This is a genomic window from Flavobacterium rhamnosiphilum, from assembly GCF_004349195.1.
GTDB lineage: Bacteria > Bacteroidota > Bacteroidia > Flavobacteriales > Flavobacteriaceae > Flavobacterium > Flavobacterium rhamnosiphilum.
Map to the genome: position 1 here is coordinate 1 of NZ_SMLG01000019.1, position 15,827 is coordinate 15,827.

Here is a 15,827-nt window from a genome sequence, read left to right on the forward strand (position 1 = left end):
CTATTAAATCCTCATCATGAATTTGATGAGGATTTTTTGCGTTTATAAGTTTTTTAATTATTAATATGTAATTGAGGTTAAAATTTATTGAGTACTAAAATTGTAGTTTGATTGATAAAAATCAATAATATTGAATATCAGTGGAATTTGCATCTAATTATTGTCTATATAATTATTTCTAGAATTTTTTTTAAATTTTAAATTTTTTTTAAAATATTGATTTCTAGTATTATATAGTTTTTTGGTGATATAAATCATTTTTAATTGCGAAAAACTAGGCAACAAAAAAGCAGCAAAATATTTTGCTGCTTTTTCAAATTATAAAATAAATAAACTATTCTGTCAAAATTGATTCGGGTGTTACTAGATTTAAATCAATCATACATTTTTTCATCATCTGATACGTTCTTTCAATGTCATTATCTAAACCTATGGAAAACCGAATTAAACCATCAGTCAATCCCATTTCTATTTGTTCTTCCATAGGAATCTCGCTAGAAGTTGAAGTTCCAGGAGCACTGAATAAGGTTTTATAAAATCCTAAACTTACTGCCAGATAACCTAGATTTTTGGCTTGCATCAATTCCATCAATGCATTGGCTTTCTCCAAAGTACCAACATCTAAGGTCATCATCCCACCAAAACCATATTCGTGATTAATCATTGACGAATACAGTTCATGACTTGGGTGATTTTTCAAACCAGGATAAACCGTTTTCAGTCCGTCTTTTTCAAAACGCTCCGCAAGATACATCGCGTTATGACTGTGTTGTTTCATTCTAATATGTAGTGTGCGCAAGTTTTTCATTACACTGGCAGATCGTAAACTATCCATCGTTGGACCAAGTAACATACTGGCGCCACTATTCACATTTTTTAAACTATCAATAAATTCCTGAGAAGCACATGTAACACCACCCACAGTATCACTGCTTCCGTTGATGTATTTTGTCAAACTGTGAATCACAATATCAGCACCTAATTTTGCAGGGGAAACTGATAAGGGTGAAAAAGTATTATCAACCACAAGCGTTAAATTGTGTCTCTTAGCAATTTTTGCCAAACCACTAATATCAGCGACTTCCAGTAAAGGATTACTCACCGTCTCACAGTACAAAACTTTAGTTTCCGGAGTAATTGCAGCTTCCACAAGGTCTAATTTTGTGATGTCAACAAAAGTGGTTTTAATGCCTAATCTTGGCGTGAAATTCTTCAAGAAAGCATAGGTTCCACCGTAAATTGTTCTGCTGGAAACGATGTGATCGCCCGAACCGCACAATTGCAACAAGGTTGGTGTGATTGCTCCCATTCCTGATGCGGAAACGTTTGCTGTTTCCGTTCCTTCCATGGCTGCCAAGGCTTTGTCTAAATACAAATTACTCGGGGAGGAATGACGGGAATACAAATAGCAGCCTTCCATATTGCCTTCAAAAGTATCGAACATTGTTTTTGCCGATAAGAAAGTATAGGTTGATGAGTCTGAAATCGATGGATTTACGCCACCAAATTCGCCAAAGTACTGTAAATCCTGAATGTTGTCTGCGGGATTGAAATTTTTCATAATTATTAATATTTATTTTTTTATTTTTGAAACATATCTTTAATAATTGGCTTTAATCCACTAAAGAAAAATTCTACAGCAATAACCATAACAATTAATCCCATTAATCGCATCATTACATTAACACCAGTTTGTCCTAATACTTTAATGATTTTTGAAGAACTTAATAAAATCAAATAGGTAATGAATACAACTATTGCAATGGTAGAAAAAAGAACTAAAATTTTAGAAATTGAAGTAGCATCTTCCATTAAAACAATTGCGTTAGTAATGGCGCCAGGACCACAAATCATAGGAATTGCAAGTGGCGTTATGGATATGTCGTTTACGTAATTTGGAACTTCATTTTTTTTTATTTTCACGGAACTTAATCTTGCCTGTAGCATGTCCATACCCATCATAAAAAAGATAACACCACCAACTATTCGAAAACTATTTACTGAAATCCCAAAAAATTTAAAGAGAAGTTGTCCGGAAAATGCAAAACAAATAATGATGATAAAAGAAACTAATGAGGCTTTTTTTGCAGTTTTGGCTCGGTCTTTTTCTGTCAAATCGGTGGTCATTGTCAAGAAAATAGGCATAGTACCCAACGGATTGATTAAAGTAAAAAAAGAGGTTAGACATAAAAGTCCGAAAGTGAATGAATCATTCATTGCTAAAAGTGATAATTTTATGTAAAATAAGTTTATATATATATTATTATCAATGATGCTTTAATAAATTGGTTTTTTTATCTAAAAAATAGCTTTTATATAGATTTATTTTCTATTTTTAATTAATTTTGTACCCTTTCACCAAATAAATATCTAAAATGACATTAGACGCCATCGATAAAAAACTGCTTTTTTTATTACAATCCGACAGCAAGAAAACAACCAAAGAACTTTCTTTAAAACTTAATCTCTCGGTCACTGCTGTTTACGAGCGTATAAAAAAATTGGAAAGGGAAGGAATTATCGATAAATACGTAGTGTTAGTCAATCGTTCGAAAGTCGAAAAAGGTTTTGTGGTTTTTTGTCATCTCAAATTAATACAACATACCAAGGAGTTTCTTACCAAATTCGAAAGCGAAGTGATACAACTTAAGGAAGTCCTTGAATGTCATCATGTGAGTGGTGATTACGATTATATCTTAAAAATAGTAGTAAAAGATATGGAAGCCTATCGGGAATTTTTGGTTACAAAACTCACCACATTACAGCATATTGGAAGTACGCACAGCACATTCATGATTAGCGAAGTAAAAAACACCACGGTTGTTGATATTTAGAATAAATGTGAATTTTAAGCGGTATTCAATGATAAGTAAATGTTAATTGCTAAAAATTCGTAACAAAAAACCTTCTGAATTAAACTTTAAACAAAACTTAATTCCTTAATTTTGTGCAACATTTTATAAAACACAATAAAAAAATATACTATGAGTTCATTTGACGTAGTCATTATAGGTTCTGGACCAGGCGGATATGTATCAGCAATTCGTTGTGCACAATTGGGTTTCAAAACAGCAATTATCGAAAAATATTCCACTCTTGGAGGAACTTGCCTAAATGTAGGTTGTATTCCTTCAAAAGCATTGCTTGCTTCTTCTCATCATTTTAGTGAAATTAAACATTTCGCAGATCACGGAATTGAAGTTTCTGGTGAAGTAAAAGTGAATTTAGAAAAAATGATTGCACGTAAACAAGCTGTTGTTGACCAGACTTCTGGTGGTGTGAAATTTTTGATGGACAAAAATAAAATTACAGTTCTTGAAGGATTGGGTTCATTTGTTGATGCGACACATGTTGCTGTTACAAAAGCAGATGGAACTTCTGAAACTATCGAAGCTAAAAATATCATTATTGCTACAGGTTCAAAACCATCTTCTTTACCATTTATCAAAATTGATAAAGAAAGAATCATCACTTCTACAGAGGCATTGAAACTTAAAGAGGTTCCAAAACATTTAGTGATTATTGGTGGTGGAGTAATTGGGATTGAATTAGGTCAAGTATATTTACGATTGGGAGCGCAAGTTTCTGTTGTAGAATATTTGGATAGAATTATCCCAGGAATGGACGCTTCATTGTCTAAAGAATTGACAAAAGTATTAAAAAAACAAGGCATGAAATTTTACGTTTCACACAAAGTGAAATCTGTAGAAAGAAATGGCGAAGGTGTTGTTGTTCAAGCTGAAAATGCAAAAGGAGAAACGATAACTCTTGAAGGAGATTATTCATTAGTTTCTGTTGGGCGTCGTCCTTATACAGATGGATTGAATGCTGATAAAGCAGGCGTGAAAATCTCAGATAGAGGAATGGTTGAAGTAAACGATCATTTACAAACTTCAGTTCCTAATATCTATGCAATTGGTGATGTTGTTCGTGGAGCAATGTTAGCGCACAAAGCAGAAGAAGAAGGAGCTATGGTTGCTGAAATATTAGCAGGTCAAAAGCCACATATTGATTATAACTTAATTCCGGGAGTGGTTTATACTTGGCCAGAAGTGGCTGCAGTTGGGCAAACGGAAGAGCAATTGAAAGCTGCCGGAGTAGAGTATAAAGCAGGAAGTTTTCCTTTCAAAGCTTTAGGACGTGCTCGTGCAGGTGGAGATTTAGACGGATTTGTGAAAATTCTTGCTGATGCTAAAACAGATGAAGTTTTAGGAGTTCATATGATTGGAGCCCGTTGTGCGGATTTAATTGCCGAAGCAGTTACTGCTATGGAATTCAAAGCATCTGCTGAGGATATTTCAAGAATGTCTCATGCACATCCAACATTTGCAGAGGCGATAAAAGAAGCTGCATTAGCGGCTACTGACAATAGAGCTTTGCATGTATAATTTAGGAATCTAAATTAGATAATTAATTTCGTTTTAAAATAAAGAAACCCGTTCAATTGAGCGGGTTTCTTTATTTGTTATGAGGTTAGTTTATTTAGCCTTTAGCCACAAATAAACCTTTATAGTTTTCCCAATGACTGTAAATTAAAAACAGATTTCCTAAAAATAAGAAAACAGCAATAGGTATTCCTTCAGGAGACAAGAAAAAATTAATAAATAAAATGTTTATGGTTATAGGTAATATCAAAATATTGGCTAATGTAACATATCGTCCGGTAATAAAGGATAGTCCACAAAGTAATTCCATTGATTTTGCCAACGGGATTAAATAAGTAGATGCAACTAAACCTACATTAAAAGCCTTGAAATTTCCAGTAACTTCGGGTTCTGGTGCTAGTTTTAAAAAGAAGCTAACAGACGCATAAAGTAACAAAAGTCCAATTAAGGTTCGGATAATAATAATTGCGATTTTCATAGTATATGGTGTTTTAGAGGTTACATATTTGAGAATAATTATTGGGGAATTGCACTTTCATCCATGTAGAAAATTTCCCATTGATGCCCATCTAAATCGGCAAAACTATGTCCGTACATCCACCCATGATCTTGTGGCTCCATATAAATTGAACCACCGGCATCAACTGCATTTTTGACCATTTCATCTACTGTTTCTCTATTATCAGCATTCATTGCAAGTAAAACTTCGGTATTTTTATGGGCGTTGCAAATTTCTTTTTTGGTAAAGTCTTTAAAACGTTGCTCAGTAACTAGCATCGCAAAAATATTTTCTCCTATAATCATGCAAGTGGCATGTTCATCAGTAAATTGTGGATTGAAAGAAAATCCAAGTGTAGTAAAAAAATCAATTGATTTTTTTAGGTCTTTAACAGCTAAATTTATAAAAATTTTTGAAGCCATAATGAGAATGATTAAACGATTAAAAGAATCCAAAATTTAACATACACTATCAAATTTACAAAAAAATAAACTAATTTTAGTATAATCAGTTATTGAAGGTTTATTTTTTGTTGTAATTTTGAATTTTAAACACCAATACTTTTTGAGAACTTCAATTTACAAGTCTATTTCTGATCCAAAAGAGTTCAAACAACAACTTTTATTTTGGTCTCAACAATTTCGAGAAATCATTTATTTGGACAGTAATGATTATCCGCAAAATTATTCCAGTTATGACTGCGTTCTTGCGGTTGATGCATTTACCTCAATAAAGACTGATTATCACAATGCTTTTGAGGATTTAAAACAATACCAGCAAATTACCAAAGACTGGCTTTTTGGCTATTTATCGTATGATTTAAAAAATGACATTGAGCAATTACAATCTAAAAATTTTGATGGGCTGGGTTTTCCCGATTTGTATTTTTTTCAACCTAAGAAGCTGTTTTTATTGAAAGGGAATCAACTGGAAATTAAATATCTCAATATATGTGATGATGAAGTTGAGGAAGACTTTGAAAATATAGTCGAAAGTCGAAAGTCGAAAGTCGAAACTGAAGCAACAATAGAAATTCAACAACGAATACTGAAAGAGAATTATCTTGAAAAGGTTTCAAGAATATTGGAACACATTCATCAAGGTGATATTTATGAAGCTAATTTTTGTATGGAGTTTTTTGCTGAAAATGCAATTATAGATCCAATCGAAAAATTTATAAAACTCAACGAAATTTCTCAGCCTCCATTCGCCGTTTTTTTTAAGAATAACAATCATTTTTTACTTTCGGCTACGCCGGAACGCTATTTAAAGAAAGAAGGAGAGCTTATTATTTCACAACCTATTAAAGGAACTGCCAAACGTTTTTCAGATCCAATTGAAGATGAAAATTCAAGAGTTGACTTAGCTTTAGATCCGAAAGAACGAGCCGAAAATATTATGATTACGGATTTAGTGCGCAATGATTTATCTCGAACTGCACAAAAAGGTTCTGTTGAAGTACAAGAGTTATGTGGCATTTATTCTTTTTTGCAAGTGCATCAAATGATATCAACAGTAACTTCAAAGTTAGATGTGCAATATTCCGCTGTAGATGTGCTAAAAACAACTTTCCCAATGGGAAGTATGACTGGAGCACCAAAGATTTCGGCGATGAAAATCATTGAGAAACTGGAAGAAACAAAACGTGGTTTATATAGCGGTGCTGTGGGGTATTTTGCACCAAACGGAGATTTCGATTTCAATGTGGTTATCCGAAGTATTTTATACAATCAAGAAAAAAAATATGTTTCTTTTTCAGTTGGAAGTGCCATCACTTCACAATCAATTCCTGAAAAGGAATATGAAGAATGTTTACTTAAAGCAAAAGCTATGCGAGAAGTTTTAAGCTAAATCAAAATGAATTAATTAAATTTGAACATGCTACAGAAATTCCAAAACCATCTTCTTCATAATTTCCAGTTTTTGAATGGAAAAAAAATCCTTCTTGCTACAAGTGGCGGGAAAGATAGCATGGTAATGGTACATTTGTTTCAGCAATTAGATTATAAAATAGGAATCGCACATTGCAATTTTCAATTGCGAGGAATGGAAAGTTTTGAAGATCAAAATTTCGTTCAGGAGTATGCCGCTACAAATGATATTCCGGTATTTATAACACAATTTGACACCAAAGCTTTTGCTGAAGATTATAAAATTTCTACGCAAGTTGCAGCCCGCGAGTTGCGTTATAACTGGTTTTATGAATTATTGGAATCTGAAAAATTTGACTATATTGGTACGGCACATCATGCCGATGACAATCTGGAAACTTTCCTAATCAACCTCAGTCGAGGAACAGGATTAGAAGGTTTGACAGGGATTCCGGAACAGAACGAAAAAGTAATTCGTCCACTTTTGGCATTTAACCAAGAGGAAATGGAAGAATATGCCAGATTAAATAACATTCAATGGCGCGAGGACAGCAGTAATGCATCAGATAAATACCTTCGAAATAAAATTCGTCATCATCTGGTTCCGATGTTAAAGGAATTGAATCCAAATTTCCTTTCCTCGTTTCACAAAACACAAATGTATTTGCAAGAAGCACAAGTCATGGTTGAAGATGCTTCCATTATGATTTATCAGCAAGTAGCAAAACAAAAGGAGGATGATATTTACTTTGATTTAAAGAAATTAAAAAAATTACCGAACTATAAATCGTATTTGTACCAATGGCTGAAAGAATTTGAGTTTTCGGCGTGGGATGATATTTATGATTTGGTCGAAAGTCAATCTGGGAAATATATTTTTTCTCCAGAATACCGATTATTGAAAGACAGAGATTCTTTAATTTTGAGTCCTATAAATTTCGAAATTAACGAAGAAAAATATTTCATTAATGAAAATCAAAAAGAAGTTAAAGTTCCCTTAAATCTTACGTTTTGTAAAGTAGCCGACATTAATTTAACAACCAACTCCGCTATCTTTGTTGACGCTGATAAATTACAATATCCGTTGATTTTGCGCCGTTGGAACGAGGGAGATAGTTTTCAACCTTTTGGGATGAATGGTAAATCCAAAAAAGTGAGTAAGCTTTTTAAAGATGAAAAATTATCATTAATAGAAAAAGAAAACTCTTGGCTTTTATGTTCGAATGATCAAATAGTATGGATTATTGGTCTTCGTCAGGATGAACGCTTTAGAATAGAAAATACAACAAAGAATAGACTTAAAATACAATTAGAATAATGAAGAAACTACTATTACTTATTGCTTTTTTGGCTTTTGCCAATGGAAATGCCCAAATTCTTGATCCTGCAAAATGGACTACCAAAATAGAAAAAAAATCAGAGACTAATTATATCCTTACTTTCAATGCCGTCATAGAAAATGATTGGCATTTGTATTCACAATTTACCCCGGACGGCGGACCATTACCACTTGAAATCATTTTCAAAAATCAAAAAGGAAACTTTAATTTAGTTGGTAAAGCCAAAGAAAGCAAGACGAGAACCGCTTTTAATGATATATTTGAAGTTAACGAAACGTTCTTCGAAAAGAAAGCTCAAATCCAACAAGAAATCACAATTACAAACCCGAAACTTACTGAGATTAAAGTTGATTTTAATTATCAGGTTTGTAAAGAAGTTTGTATCAACGTAGAGAAAAATTTTACTTTTGCGATTCCTGCAAGTTCAAAAGCAGCAGAAATAGCTACTGTAGTAACTGATTTAACGAAAATAGATTCTGCGAAAGTTGACACTGTAATTTCCCAAAATGAAACAGTTAAAGAGCAAGTTGGTACTCCTGAAAAAGGGATTCCTCATGATTCGAAACCGAAAACTCAAAGAGGATTATGGTCTATTTTCTTCATTGCTTTTTTATCTGGATTTGCCGCATTGCTTACGCCTTGTGTCTTCCCGATGATTCCTATGACGGTAAGTTTTTTTACGAAACAAAGTAAAACAAAAGCGAAAGGAATAAGAAATGCCATTATTTATGGGATTGCCATTATATTCATTTATGTAGTTTTAGGCTTTTTAGTGACTTGGATTTTTGGTGCCGATGCATTAAATGCGCTTTCAACTAATGTTTGGTTTAACATTATTTTCTTTATTTTATTGGTTGTTTTTGCAGCCTCATTTTTGGGTGCTTTTGAAATTATGCTGCCTAATTCTTGGGCTAATAAAGTCGATAATCAAGCGGATAGAGGCGGAATAATTGGAATTTTATTCATGGCTTTGGCTTTAGCGATTGTATCCTTTTCTTGTACGGGACCTATCGTAGGAACACTTTTAGTGGAAGCAGCTTCCAAAGGCGGAATTGCCCCAATTATTGGAATGTTTGGGTTTTCATTGGCTTTAGCTTTACCTTTTATGTTGTTTGCAATGTTCCCGGGCTGGTTGAATTCATTGCCAAAATCCGGCGGATGGTTAAATACCGTTAAAGTAGTTTTAGGGTTTTTAGAATTGGCATTGGCATTCAAATTTTTATCGAATGCAGATCTGGTATTGCAATTGCATTTCTTGGAAAGAGAAGTGTTCTTGACAATTTGGATCGCTATTTTTGGAACGCTGGCATTCTACTTATTCGGAAAAATTACGCTTCCGCATGATAGCCCGATGAATCATATTTCGGTGGGAAGATTGTCTTTGGGATTAGTAGTTTTGGCCTTTACAATATATTTGATTCCTGGAATTTGGGGAGCACCTTTAAAATTAATTTCTGGTTTCCCGCCGCCAATGACCTATAGCGAAAGTCCATACGGAGTAGGAAACTCAAAAGGCGGTTCGAATGCATCAGCTCAAATTTTGCCGGAAGGCGCACATTTAGGACCACATGATCTTATCGCTTTTGAAGATTATGAAAAAGGATTGGCTTATGCCAAATCAGTAAACAAACCCATTTTACTTGATTTTACAGGATATGCTTGTGTGAATTGCAGAAAAATGGAAGATTATGTTTGGTCTGATCCTGCTATTTTAAAAATATTACAAGAGGAAGTGGTATTAATCTCCTTGTATGTGGATGATAAAAGAGAATTACCAAAAAGCGAGCAATACGTATCTAAAGAAACGGGTAAAGAAATTGTAAGTGTTGGAAACAAATGGAGTGATTTCCAAATCACAAGATACAAAGCCAATGCGCAACCGTATTACATCGTTTTAGATGTAGAAGAGAACATGTTATCTGATAAACCGGAAAGTTATAACTCAGATATCAATGCTTACAAAGGATGGTTAAGAGCAGGAATTGATCGATTTAAAAAGGCCAAATAATACCTAGCGTCTGGACACAAATATTGAACCGAATATTTAAACACGAATTGCACTAATTTCCAATAATTGATTCGTGGAAATTAGTGCAATTCGTGTTTAAACTTGTTACATATTGACCTATAAAATCAATGTAAAGTCACTTAAACTGTATCATTAACGGTAGTGAATAATACGGTCTTTTATTCGATTGTTTTTTCGATATAATCAGAATTTAAAAGATACAGTGCGCCCATATATCTTATTTTGAATGCGACTAAATCTCCAATTTTATAGTTCTTTTTAGAATTTGAAATATCAATAACCAACATGTCAGAACTGGCATCCACAATAGTGATATCCGTATCATCAGATTCGATGTATTGTGGCTGCATGTCTAATAAACCAATGTCTAAAATGGCTCTGAGTGAAGTAATTCCTAAATCAGTGACATCATTCATTGAAAAAGAATTTCCGGCTACATTTTCGCCTAATTCACCTGTTGGTGTATTAGGTTTTTCGGTGATTTCTATGATTTCAGCGTATAATTTGAAAACATCATTGTGCATTCCTTCGATGGTATTTCCTGTAAACAAATCTTTTCCAAAAAAGAGCGCTTCTCCTATTCGAAAATGATTCACAGCCATAGGTCGGGCGTTTTTAAGGATCAAAGGAATCGCAACGGAAGTTCCTCCAGAAACTAATGGGATACTGATGTTAAATTTAGCCTCGATTAATTGTTTGTATAAACTCAACTGAATCAACTTATCCTGCGTTGGCATTACACCACTAAGACAGTTAAGATTGGTGCCAATACCTAATATTTCGATGTTAGGCATTTTTAAGATTGCGCCATAAAATTCTATTAATTCTTCCCCCATAACACCTTCACGAAGATCTCCCATTTCAATCATGATGATGATTTTATGAATTTTGTTCTGTTTTACTGCTTCGTCCGAAAGTAATTGTATCGTATAGATTTCAGTGTTAAAACTAATGTCTGCATAACGCACAATACTCTCGATGCTTCGTTTTGCAGGTGGTTTAATATAAACGGTTTGAATTTCGGGATCTAGCCCTTTAATTTTCTTCAAGTTACTCACTCTGGAATCATGAATTTCCCGTACTCCTAAAGCGATGATTTCTTTGAGATAAATTTTATTTCCGCACAATAGTTTTGAAACTACGCCCCATTGGATGTTTCTAGATTTAAATGTTTCGTCTAAAAAATGATAATTTTCCTGTAATTTTTTCCGATATAATTTTATGAAGGCCATTTCTGATAATTTAAAACAAGTTATTTGAAGACAGACTATTTAGTTAGCCTCATTTCCAGGTATTTATTGGTAAACCCTAAACTCTCGTATAGTTTTTTTGCCGGATTATCAGGTTCTACATGCAATGCAATATTCCCTTCGGTAATGGAAATGGCTTTTTGCATCAATTGTTTTCCAAAACCCTTGCCACGTTGGCTATTGTCAACAGCGATATAAACCAAAATATTTTCTGGAATGTAATCTTTCATTCCGGTGTTGTTTAAAATTACAACACCTACAATTTTTTGATCGTCTATTCCCACCACAATATTTCCGCCTTTGTAGGGATTCATAACGTAATCGATACACTTTTGAATGTCTTCAATGGTGTCGCCGTACTGCTCTAAATGGGTATACAGGAATAGTGCTATAATTTGATTGGTGTAGATTGTATCTTCTCTGGTTGTATCATTAATTTGTTTGAATTCCATTTTAAAGTATTTTATTGTTAAATATGAGCTGTAATAATACTGTTGATTTTTCTAAATAGAAAATCAGAGAGTATTATTTTTTTTCGGTTATTTAATAGCCTGTAAATGGAATTTTTCCAAAAGGCAAAAGATGCAGTAAACTGCAAAAAAAAGATGATTTTTCAGAATGATTTCTGAAATCAAGGAATCTTTATTTTGGATTAAAAGTTCACAAAAAGAGACTTTATTAATCGCAAAAAATAATTTGGTATTTTGCAAATATAAGGTAAATTTATCAAAAAAGCCCCCTTAAAGTGTAGATGTTGTCTTTTTTATAAAGAAATCAAGGGCTTTTTTTAAGCATTTTGACAATAAAATAAAAGTAAAAAATAGCTTCAATATTCTGTAAATCATATTGTTATGAAGTAAATATTGTTTTAGTTTTTGTAGCGAAAAGTTAAAATAATCTTTTTGTCAAAAAAATGGCATTTAAATTTGAAAAGGTAACATTTTAAGTCTTTGAGACAAAAAATAACATTAAATATTGTATCGTTGAATTCATTTTTTAGAAGAACAACAATCATAAAATACTATTTGATTGTTTAAAGACTTTTTTTATTTTTTTACAAATCATGAACCATGATTTGTAAAAAAATAAAAAAATTAAGAACACTATATTTGGTAAGATTTTTTACCTTTAAAAACTATTTAAATTCAATAAATTTATGAAAAAACTATTAAGTATTTCTCTTTTTTTTATTGGTGCAATTCTGTTTGCCCAAGACAATAAAACAAATTATGTATCTGATAATTATACTAAAAAGGAAGTACATATCAAGATGCGCGATGGTGCAGAGTTGTTTACTTCTATTTACACTCCAAAAGACGTTTCTAAAAAATATCCAATTATAATGCAAAGAACGCCTTATAATTCTGGTCCTTATGGAGAAAATCAGTTCAAGAAAAATATTTCTCCCAGTGAAACCATGATGAAAGAGGGATATATTGTGGTGTACCAAGATGTTCGTGGGAGGTTCATGAGTGATGGTTTATATGACAATATGCGTGGTTTTATTCCAAATAAAAAAGGAAAAAAAGATACCGATGAAGCTTCGGATACGTATGATACCATTGACTGGCTGGTTAAAAATGTGGCTCATAATAACGGGAATGTTGGAACTTGGGGTATTTCCTATCCGGGATTTTATGCGACATATTCCTTGTTGAGTAATCATCCTGCATTAAAAGCAGTTTCACCTCAGGCTTGTATCGCTGATTTCTTTTTTGATGATTTTCATCATAATGGAGCATATTTGTTGAGCTATTGGAAAGTAACTCCATTATTTGGTCCTCAAAAAACAAAACGTACTACGGAACCTTGGTATAAATTCACGAATACGGGAACTAATGATGATTACCAGTTTTTCTTGGATGCTGGACCATTATCTAATTTAGACAAGTATTATGGTAAAGAAGATGAATTTTGGCAACAGCTGAAAGACCATTCCAGTTATGATGATTTTTGGCAAAAACGTGGAATTTTACAACATTTAAAAAATATCAAACCAGCTGTAATGACAGTAGGAGGTTGGTTTGACGCAGAAGATTTATACGGTCCTTTAAATACATATAGTACCATTGAAAAGAGCAGCAAAAACTATAATACAATTGTTATGGGACCTTGGAGTCATGGAGATTGGGCTAGAAATTCTGCAAAACAAGTAATTGGTAATATTAATTTTGGTGACAGTATTTCTGGATTTTATCAAAAAAATATAGAAGCAAATTTCTTCCGTCATTTCTTGAAAAATAATGGTAAAGGTGAAAACAAATTACCTGAAGCTTATGTTTTTGATACTGGTAGAAAAGAGTGGCAGACTTTCGCAGTTTGGCCTCCACAAAATACTGCAAAGCAAGATTTCTTTTTGCAAGATAACCGATTGTCAAAAATGGCAAAGAAGGATTTTGCCTTTGAAGAATTTATCAGTAATCCTAAAAAACCGGTTCCTTATTCTGAGGATATCAAACAACAAGGGCTTACGCCAAGAAAATACATGACGGATGATCAGCGTTTTGCGGCGAGACGTCCTGATGTGTTAGTTTTTGAAACGGAGGTTTTGAATGACGACTCTACATTGGCTGGTGAAATCTTGGCTAAATTGCAAGTTTCTACTACAGGAACTGATGCGGACTGGATTGTTAAAGTAATTGACGTTTTCCCGAATGATGAACCGGAGACAAAAGAAGTTGCTCCTTATTTAAAGATGAGTAATTACCACATGATGGTGCGTAGTGAGGTAATGAGAGGGCGTTTTAGAAATAGTTTTTCAAAACCGGAACCTTTTGTTGTCAATGAGAAAACGGCTGTAAATATCAAGTTGCAAGATGTTTTTCATACGTTCAAAAAAGGACACAAAATCCAGATTCAAGTTCAAAGCACGTGGTTTCCATTTATTGATTTGAATCCGCAAACGTTTGTAGACAATATATTCTATGCAAAACCAGAAGATTTTCAAAAACAAACCCATAGAATTTATAATGATTCAAAAATTGAGTTTACAGTTTTAAAATAAAGACAAAAAGTAAATATAAATATCAAAACCCAAAGAGGCTGTCCGTAAAGACAGCCTCTTTTTATTTATAAATCCAAAAGGTTTTTTTTTCTAATTGGTTTCATAAAATTTTAATAATTAAAATAGAAAATAGCGTTAAAAAGCCAATATGTTTTTTAATTATATTTTTTATTTCTTCTAAAAAAATATAAAATATGTCGTTGGTAGTTTTTTTTATTCCTTTAATCGAAAATGTATTAAAAATAAGATTAATGTATTCTTAATTGCATAATTTAGTATTTAAGTTTTTGAAAATTAGACGATTGTAACGATGTTTTTTTGTTAAAAAGACTTAAATCGGTAGAGATCTTATTCTATTGGTTCTGCATTTTATAGTTAGGCATTTAGTATTCGTTATTTTATTATTTAAATTCAATAAATATGAAAACATTTCTACTCAAATCAGGATTTTTAACTACTGTCTTTTTAATTGTAAATTTATTTTTTGTTAGTGTCGTTTTTGGTCAGGCAACGGTTACGACCGATAAAGATGATTATGCTCCTGGTGAGTATGTGATTATTACCGGTACAAGATGGACACCGGGGGAAACCGTAACGTTGCATTTTGATGAAACCCCCAAGCCGGCTACTTGTATGCTTCCACACGACATGACCGTTGTGGCCGACTCCAACGGTAATATTTATAATAACCAGTTTTTAATAAAAATAAATCATATTGGCGTTGCCTTTTTGCTAACAGCTACTGGGCAAACCTCAGGGCTAGTTGCAACGCGGAATTTTACGGATGCAAATACAAGCTTAACCGATCCCACTACTGACTCGGCGGTTGTTTACGGATCAATTGTAATTATATCAAGTAAACTTACCCAGAACGGTGCTGGGTCGCCTCCAACTTATGTAGGCAATGGCAACCCAATACCGGGCAAAACCATAACTTTTAGTGGTGGTGGAACATCATTAGGATCCGGTATAACTGATGCTAATGGTATTGCAAGCTCTACTGTAAGTATTTCTCTGGCAGCAGGAAGTTACACATCAGGAAGTACTAAATTAAAAGCGGATTTTGCAGGAGATCCAAGTAATAACCCTTACGCGAGTAAAAATGTCTCAATAAGTTTTACGGTAGCAAAAGCTACTACATCCTTTTCAGCAGTTTCAGGATCTGGAGTTTACGGAGGAAGTGTTACCTTAACAGCAACAACAAATTTAAATGTTGCTGGATTGCCAATTAATTTCACTTTAAATGGAACTGCTTTTGGTTCGGCGAATACTAACGCCTCTGGTGTAGCAACCTTAGTTATTCCGTTTGCTTCAATACCTGCAGCAGTAAAAAATGCAGGGAATTATGCAAATAAAGTCGGGGTAAGTATTGCTAACACTACGAATTATTTTACGGCTAATGCAACAGGAACACTGACCGTAACGCCTGCGACCTTAACCGTAGTCAAT

13 protein-coding genes are annotated in these 15,827 nt (G+C 33.2%); 7 read left to right on the forward strand and 6 right to left on the reverse strand.

What is annotated here, in order from left to right; all coding sequences use genetic code 11:
• Positions 1-334: 334 nt before the first annotated feature.
• Both E0I26_RS16060 and E0I26_RS16065 read right to left on the reverse strand, forming a co-directional pair.
• On the reverse strand, positions 335-1,561 hold the full coding sequence (locus E0I26_RS16060) for an aminotransferase class I/II-fold pyridoxal phosphate-dependent enzyme (protein WP_131917460.1): 1,227 nt from the start codon (positions 1,559-1,561) through the stop codon (positions 335-337).
• 20 nt (positions 1,562-1,581) lie between these two features.
• The gene (locus tag E0I26_RS16065) at positions 1,582-2,217 is read right to left on the reverse strand and encodes a MarC family protein (RefSeq protein WP_131917461.1); all 636 of its coding nucleotides are present in this window, start codon (positions 2,215-2,217) and stop codon (positions 1,582-1,584) included.
• Between the two features lie 158 nt (positions 2,218-2,375).
• Here E0I26_RS16065 and E0I26_RS16070 point away from each other — a divergent pair, with 158 nt between their 5' ends.
• Complete coding sequence (locus E0I26_RS16070; RefSeq protein ID WP_131917462.1) at positions 2,376-2,834, forward strand: Lrp/AsnC family transcriptional regulator; 459 nt, start codon at positions 2,376-2,378, stop codon at positions 2,832-2,834.
• Between the two features lie 150 nt (positions 2,835-2,984).
• Positions 2,985-4,388 carry a dihydrolipoyl dehydrogenase gene (lpdA, locus tag E0I26_RS16075; protein WP_131917463.1) on the forward strand — a complete coding sequence of 468 codons (1,404 nt, stop codon included), beginning with the start codon at positions 2,985-2,987 and terminating at the stop codon, positions 4,386-4,388.
• 94 nt (positions 4,389-4,482) lie between these two features.
• On the opposite strand, the gene E0I26_RS16080 is transcribed toward lpdA, so the two are convergent.
• Complete coding sequence (locus tag E0I26_RS16080) at positions 4,483-4,863, reverse strand: DoxX family membrane protein (RefSeq protein ID WP_131917464.1); 381 nt, start codon at positions 4,861-4,863, stop codon at positions 4,483-4,485.
• 38 nt (positions 4,864-4,901) lie between these two features.
• Positions 4,902-5,306 carry a VOC family protein gene (locus E0I26_RS16085; RefSeq protein ID WP_131917465.1) on the reverse strand — a complete coding sequence of 135 codons (405 nt, stop codon included), beginning with the start codon at positions 5,304-5,306 and terminating at the stop codon, positions 4,902-4,904.
• 142 nt (positions 5,307-5,448) lie between these two features.
• Here E0I26_RS16085 and E0I26_RS16090 point away from each other — a divergent pair, with 142 nt between their 5' ends.
• Genes E0I26_RS16090 through E0I26_RS16100 form a run of 3 tightly spaced genes read left to right on the forward strand, consistent with a single transcriptional unit; the run spans position 5,449 to position 10,103 of the window.
• The gene (locus E0I26_RS16090; RefSeq protein ID WP_131917466.1) at positions 5,449-6,735 is read left to right on the forward strand and encodes an anthranilate synthase component I family protein; all 1,287 of its coding nucleotides are present in this window, start codon (positions 5,449-5,451) and stop codon (positions 6,733-6,735) included.
• 27 nt (positions 6,736-6,762) lie between these two features.
• Positions 6,763-8,073, forward strand: a complete 1,311-nt coding sequence (gene tilS / locus E0I26_RS16095; RefSeq protein ID WP_131917467.1) for a tRNA lysidine(34) synthetase TilS — start codon at positions 6,763-6,765, stop codon at positions 8,071-8,073.
• Positions 8,073-10,103, forward strand: a complete 2,031-nt coding sequence (locus tag E0I26_RS16100; protein ID WP_131917468.1) for a protein-disulfide reductase DsbD family protein — start codon at positions 8,073-8,075, stop codon at positions 10,101-10,103. Before tilS ends, E0I26_RS16100 begins: the two co-directional genes overlap by 1 nt.
• Positions 10,104-10,282: 179 nt before the next feature.
• On the opposite strand, the gene E0I26_RS16105 is transcribed toward E0I26_RS16100, so the two are convergent.
• A complete protein-coding gene (locus E0I26_RS16105) occupies positions 10,283-11,356 on the reverse strand; it encodes an alanine/ornithine racemase family PLP-dependent enzyme (RefSeq protein ID WP_131917469.1) in 1,074 nt (357 codons plus the stop codon).
• A 35-nt stretch (positions 11,357-11,391) separates the two neighbouring features.
• The gene (locus E0I26_RS16110) at positions 11,392-11,826 is read right to left on the reverse strand and encodes a GNAT family N-acetyltransferase (RefSeq protein WP_131917470.1); all 435 of its coding nucleotides are present in this window, start codon (positions 11,824-11,826) and stop codon (positions 11,392-11,394) included.
• A 704-nt stretch (positions 11,827-12,530) separates the two neighbouring features.
• On the opposite strand from E0I26_RS16110, the gene E0I26_RS16115 reads away from it, so the two are divergent.
• Both E0I26_RS16115 and E0I26_RS16120 read left to right on the forward strand, forming a co-directional pair.
• Positions 12,531-14,378, forward strand: a complete 1,848-nt coding sequence (locus E0I26_RS16115; protein ID WP_131917471.1) for a CocE/NonD family hydrolase — start codon at positions 12,531-12,533, stop codon at positions 14,376-14,378.
• Positions 14,379-14,798: 420 nt separating this feature from the next.
• A partial coding sequence (locus tag E0I26_RS16120; RefSeq protein WP_205728806.1) for an autotransporter outer membrane beta-barrel domain-containing protein occupies positions 14,799-15,827 on the forward strand: 1,029 nt, incomplete at its 3' end.

Coding starts and splice junctions, on each gene's coding strand:
- E0I26_RS16065 (WP_131917461.1), bottom strand. CDS start 2,217: ATGAATGATTCATTCACTTTCGGACTTTTATGTCTAACCTCTTTTTTT.
- E0I26_RS16110 (WP_131917470.1), bottom strand. CDS start 11,826: ATGGAATTCAAACAAATTAATGATACAACCAGAGAAGATACAATCTAC.
- E0I26_RS16100 (WP_131917468.1), top strand. CDS start 8,073: ATGAAGAAACTACTATTACTTATTGCTTTTTTGGCTTTTGCCAATGGA.
- E0I26_RS16080 (WP_131917464.1), bottom strand. CDS start 4,863: ATGAAAATCGCAATTATTATTATCCGAACCTTAATTGGACTTTTGTTA.
- E0I26_RS16085 (WP_131917465.1), bottom strand. CDS start 5,306: ATGGCTTCAAAAATTTTTATAAATTTAGCTGTTAAAGACCTAAAAAAA.
- E0I26_RS16060 (WP_131917460.1), bottom strand. CDS start 1,561: ATGAAAAATTTCAATCCCGCAGACAACATTCAGGATTTACAGTACTTT.
- E0I26_RS16115 (WP_131917471.1), top strand. CDS start 12,531: ATGAAAAAACTATTAAGTATTTCTCTTTTTTTTATTGGTGCAATTCTG.
- tilS (WP_131917467.1), top strand. CDS start 6,763: ATGCTACAGAAATTCCAAAACCATCTTCTTCATAATTTCCAGTTTTTG.
- E0I26_RS16070 (WP_131917462.1), top strand. CDS start 2,376: ATGACATTAGACGCCATCGATAAAAAACTGCTTTTTTTATTACAATCC.
- lpdA (WP_131917463.1), top strand. CDS start 2,985: ATGAGTTCATTTGACGTAGTCATTATAGGTTCTGGACCAGGCGGATAT.
- E0I26_RS16105 (WP_131917469.1), bottom strand. CDS start 11,356: ATGGCCTTCATAAAATTATATCGGAAAAAATTACAGGAAAATTATCAT.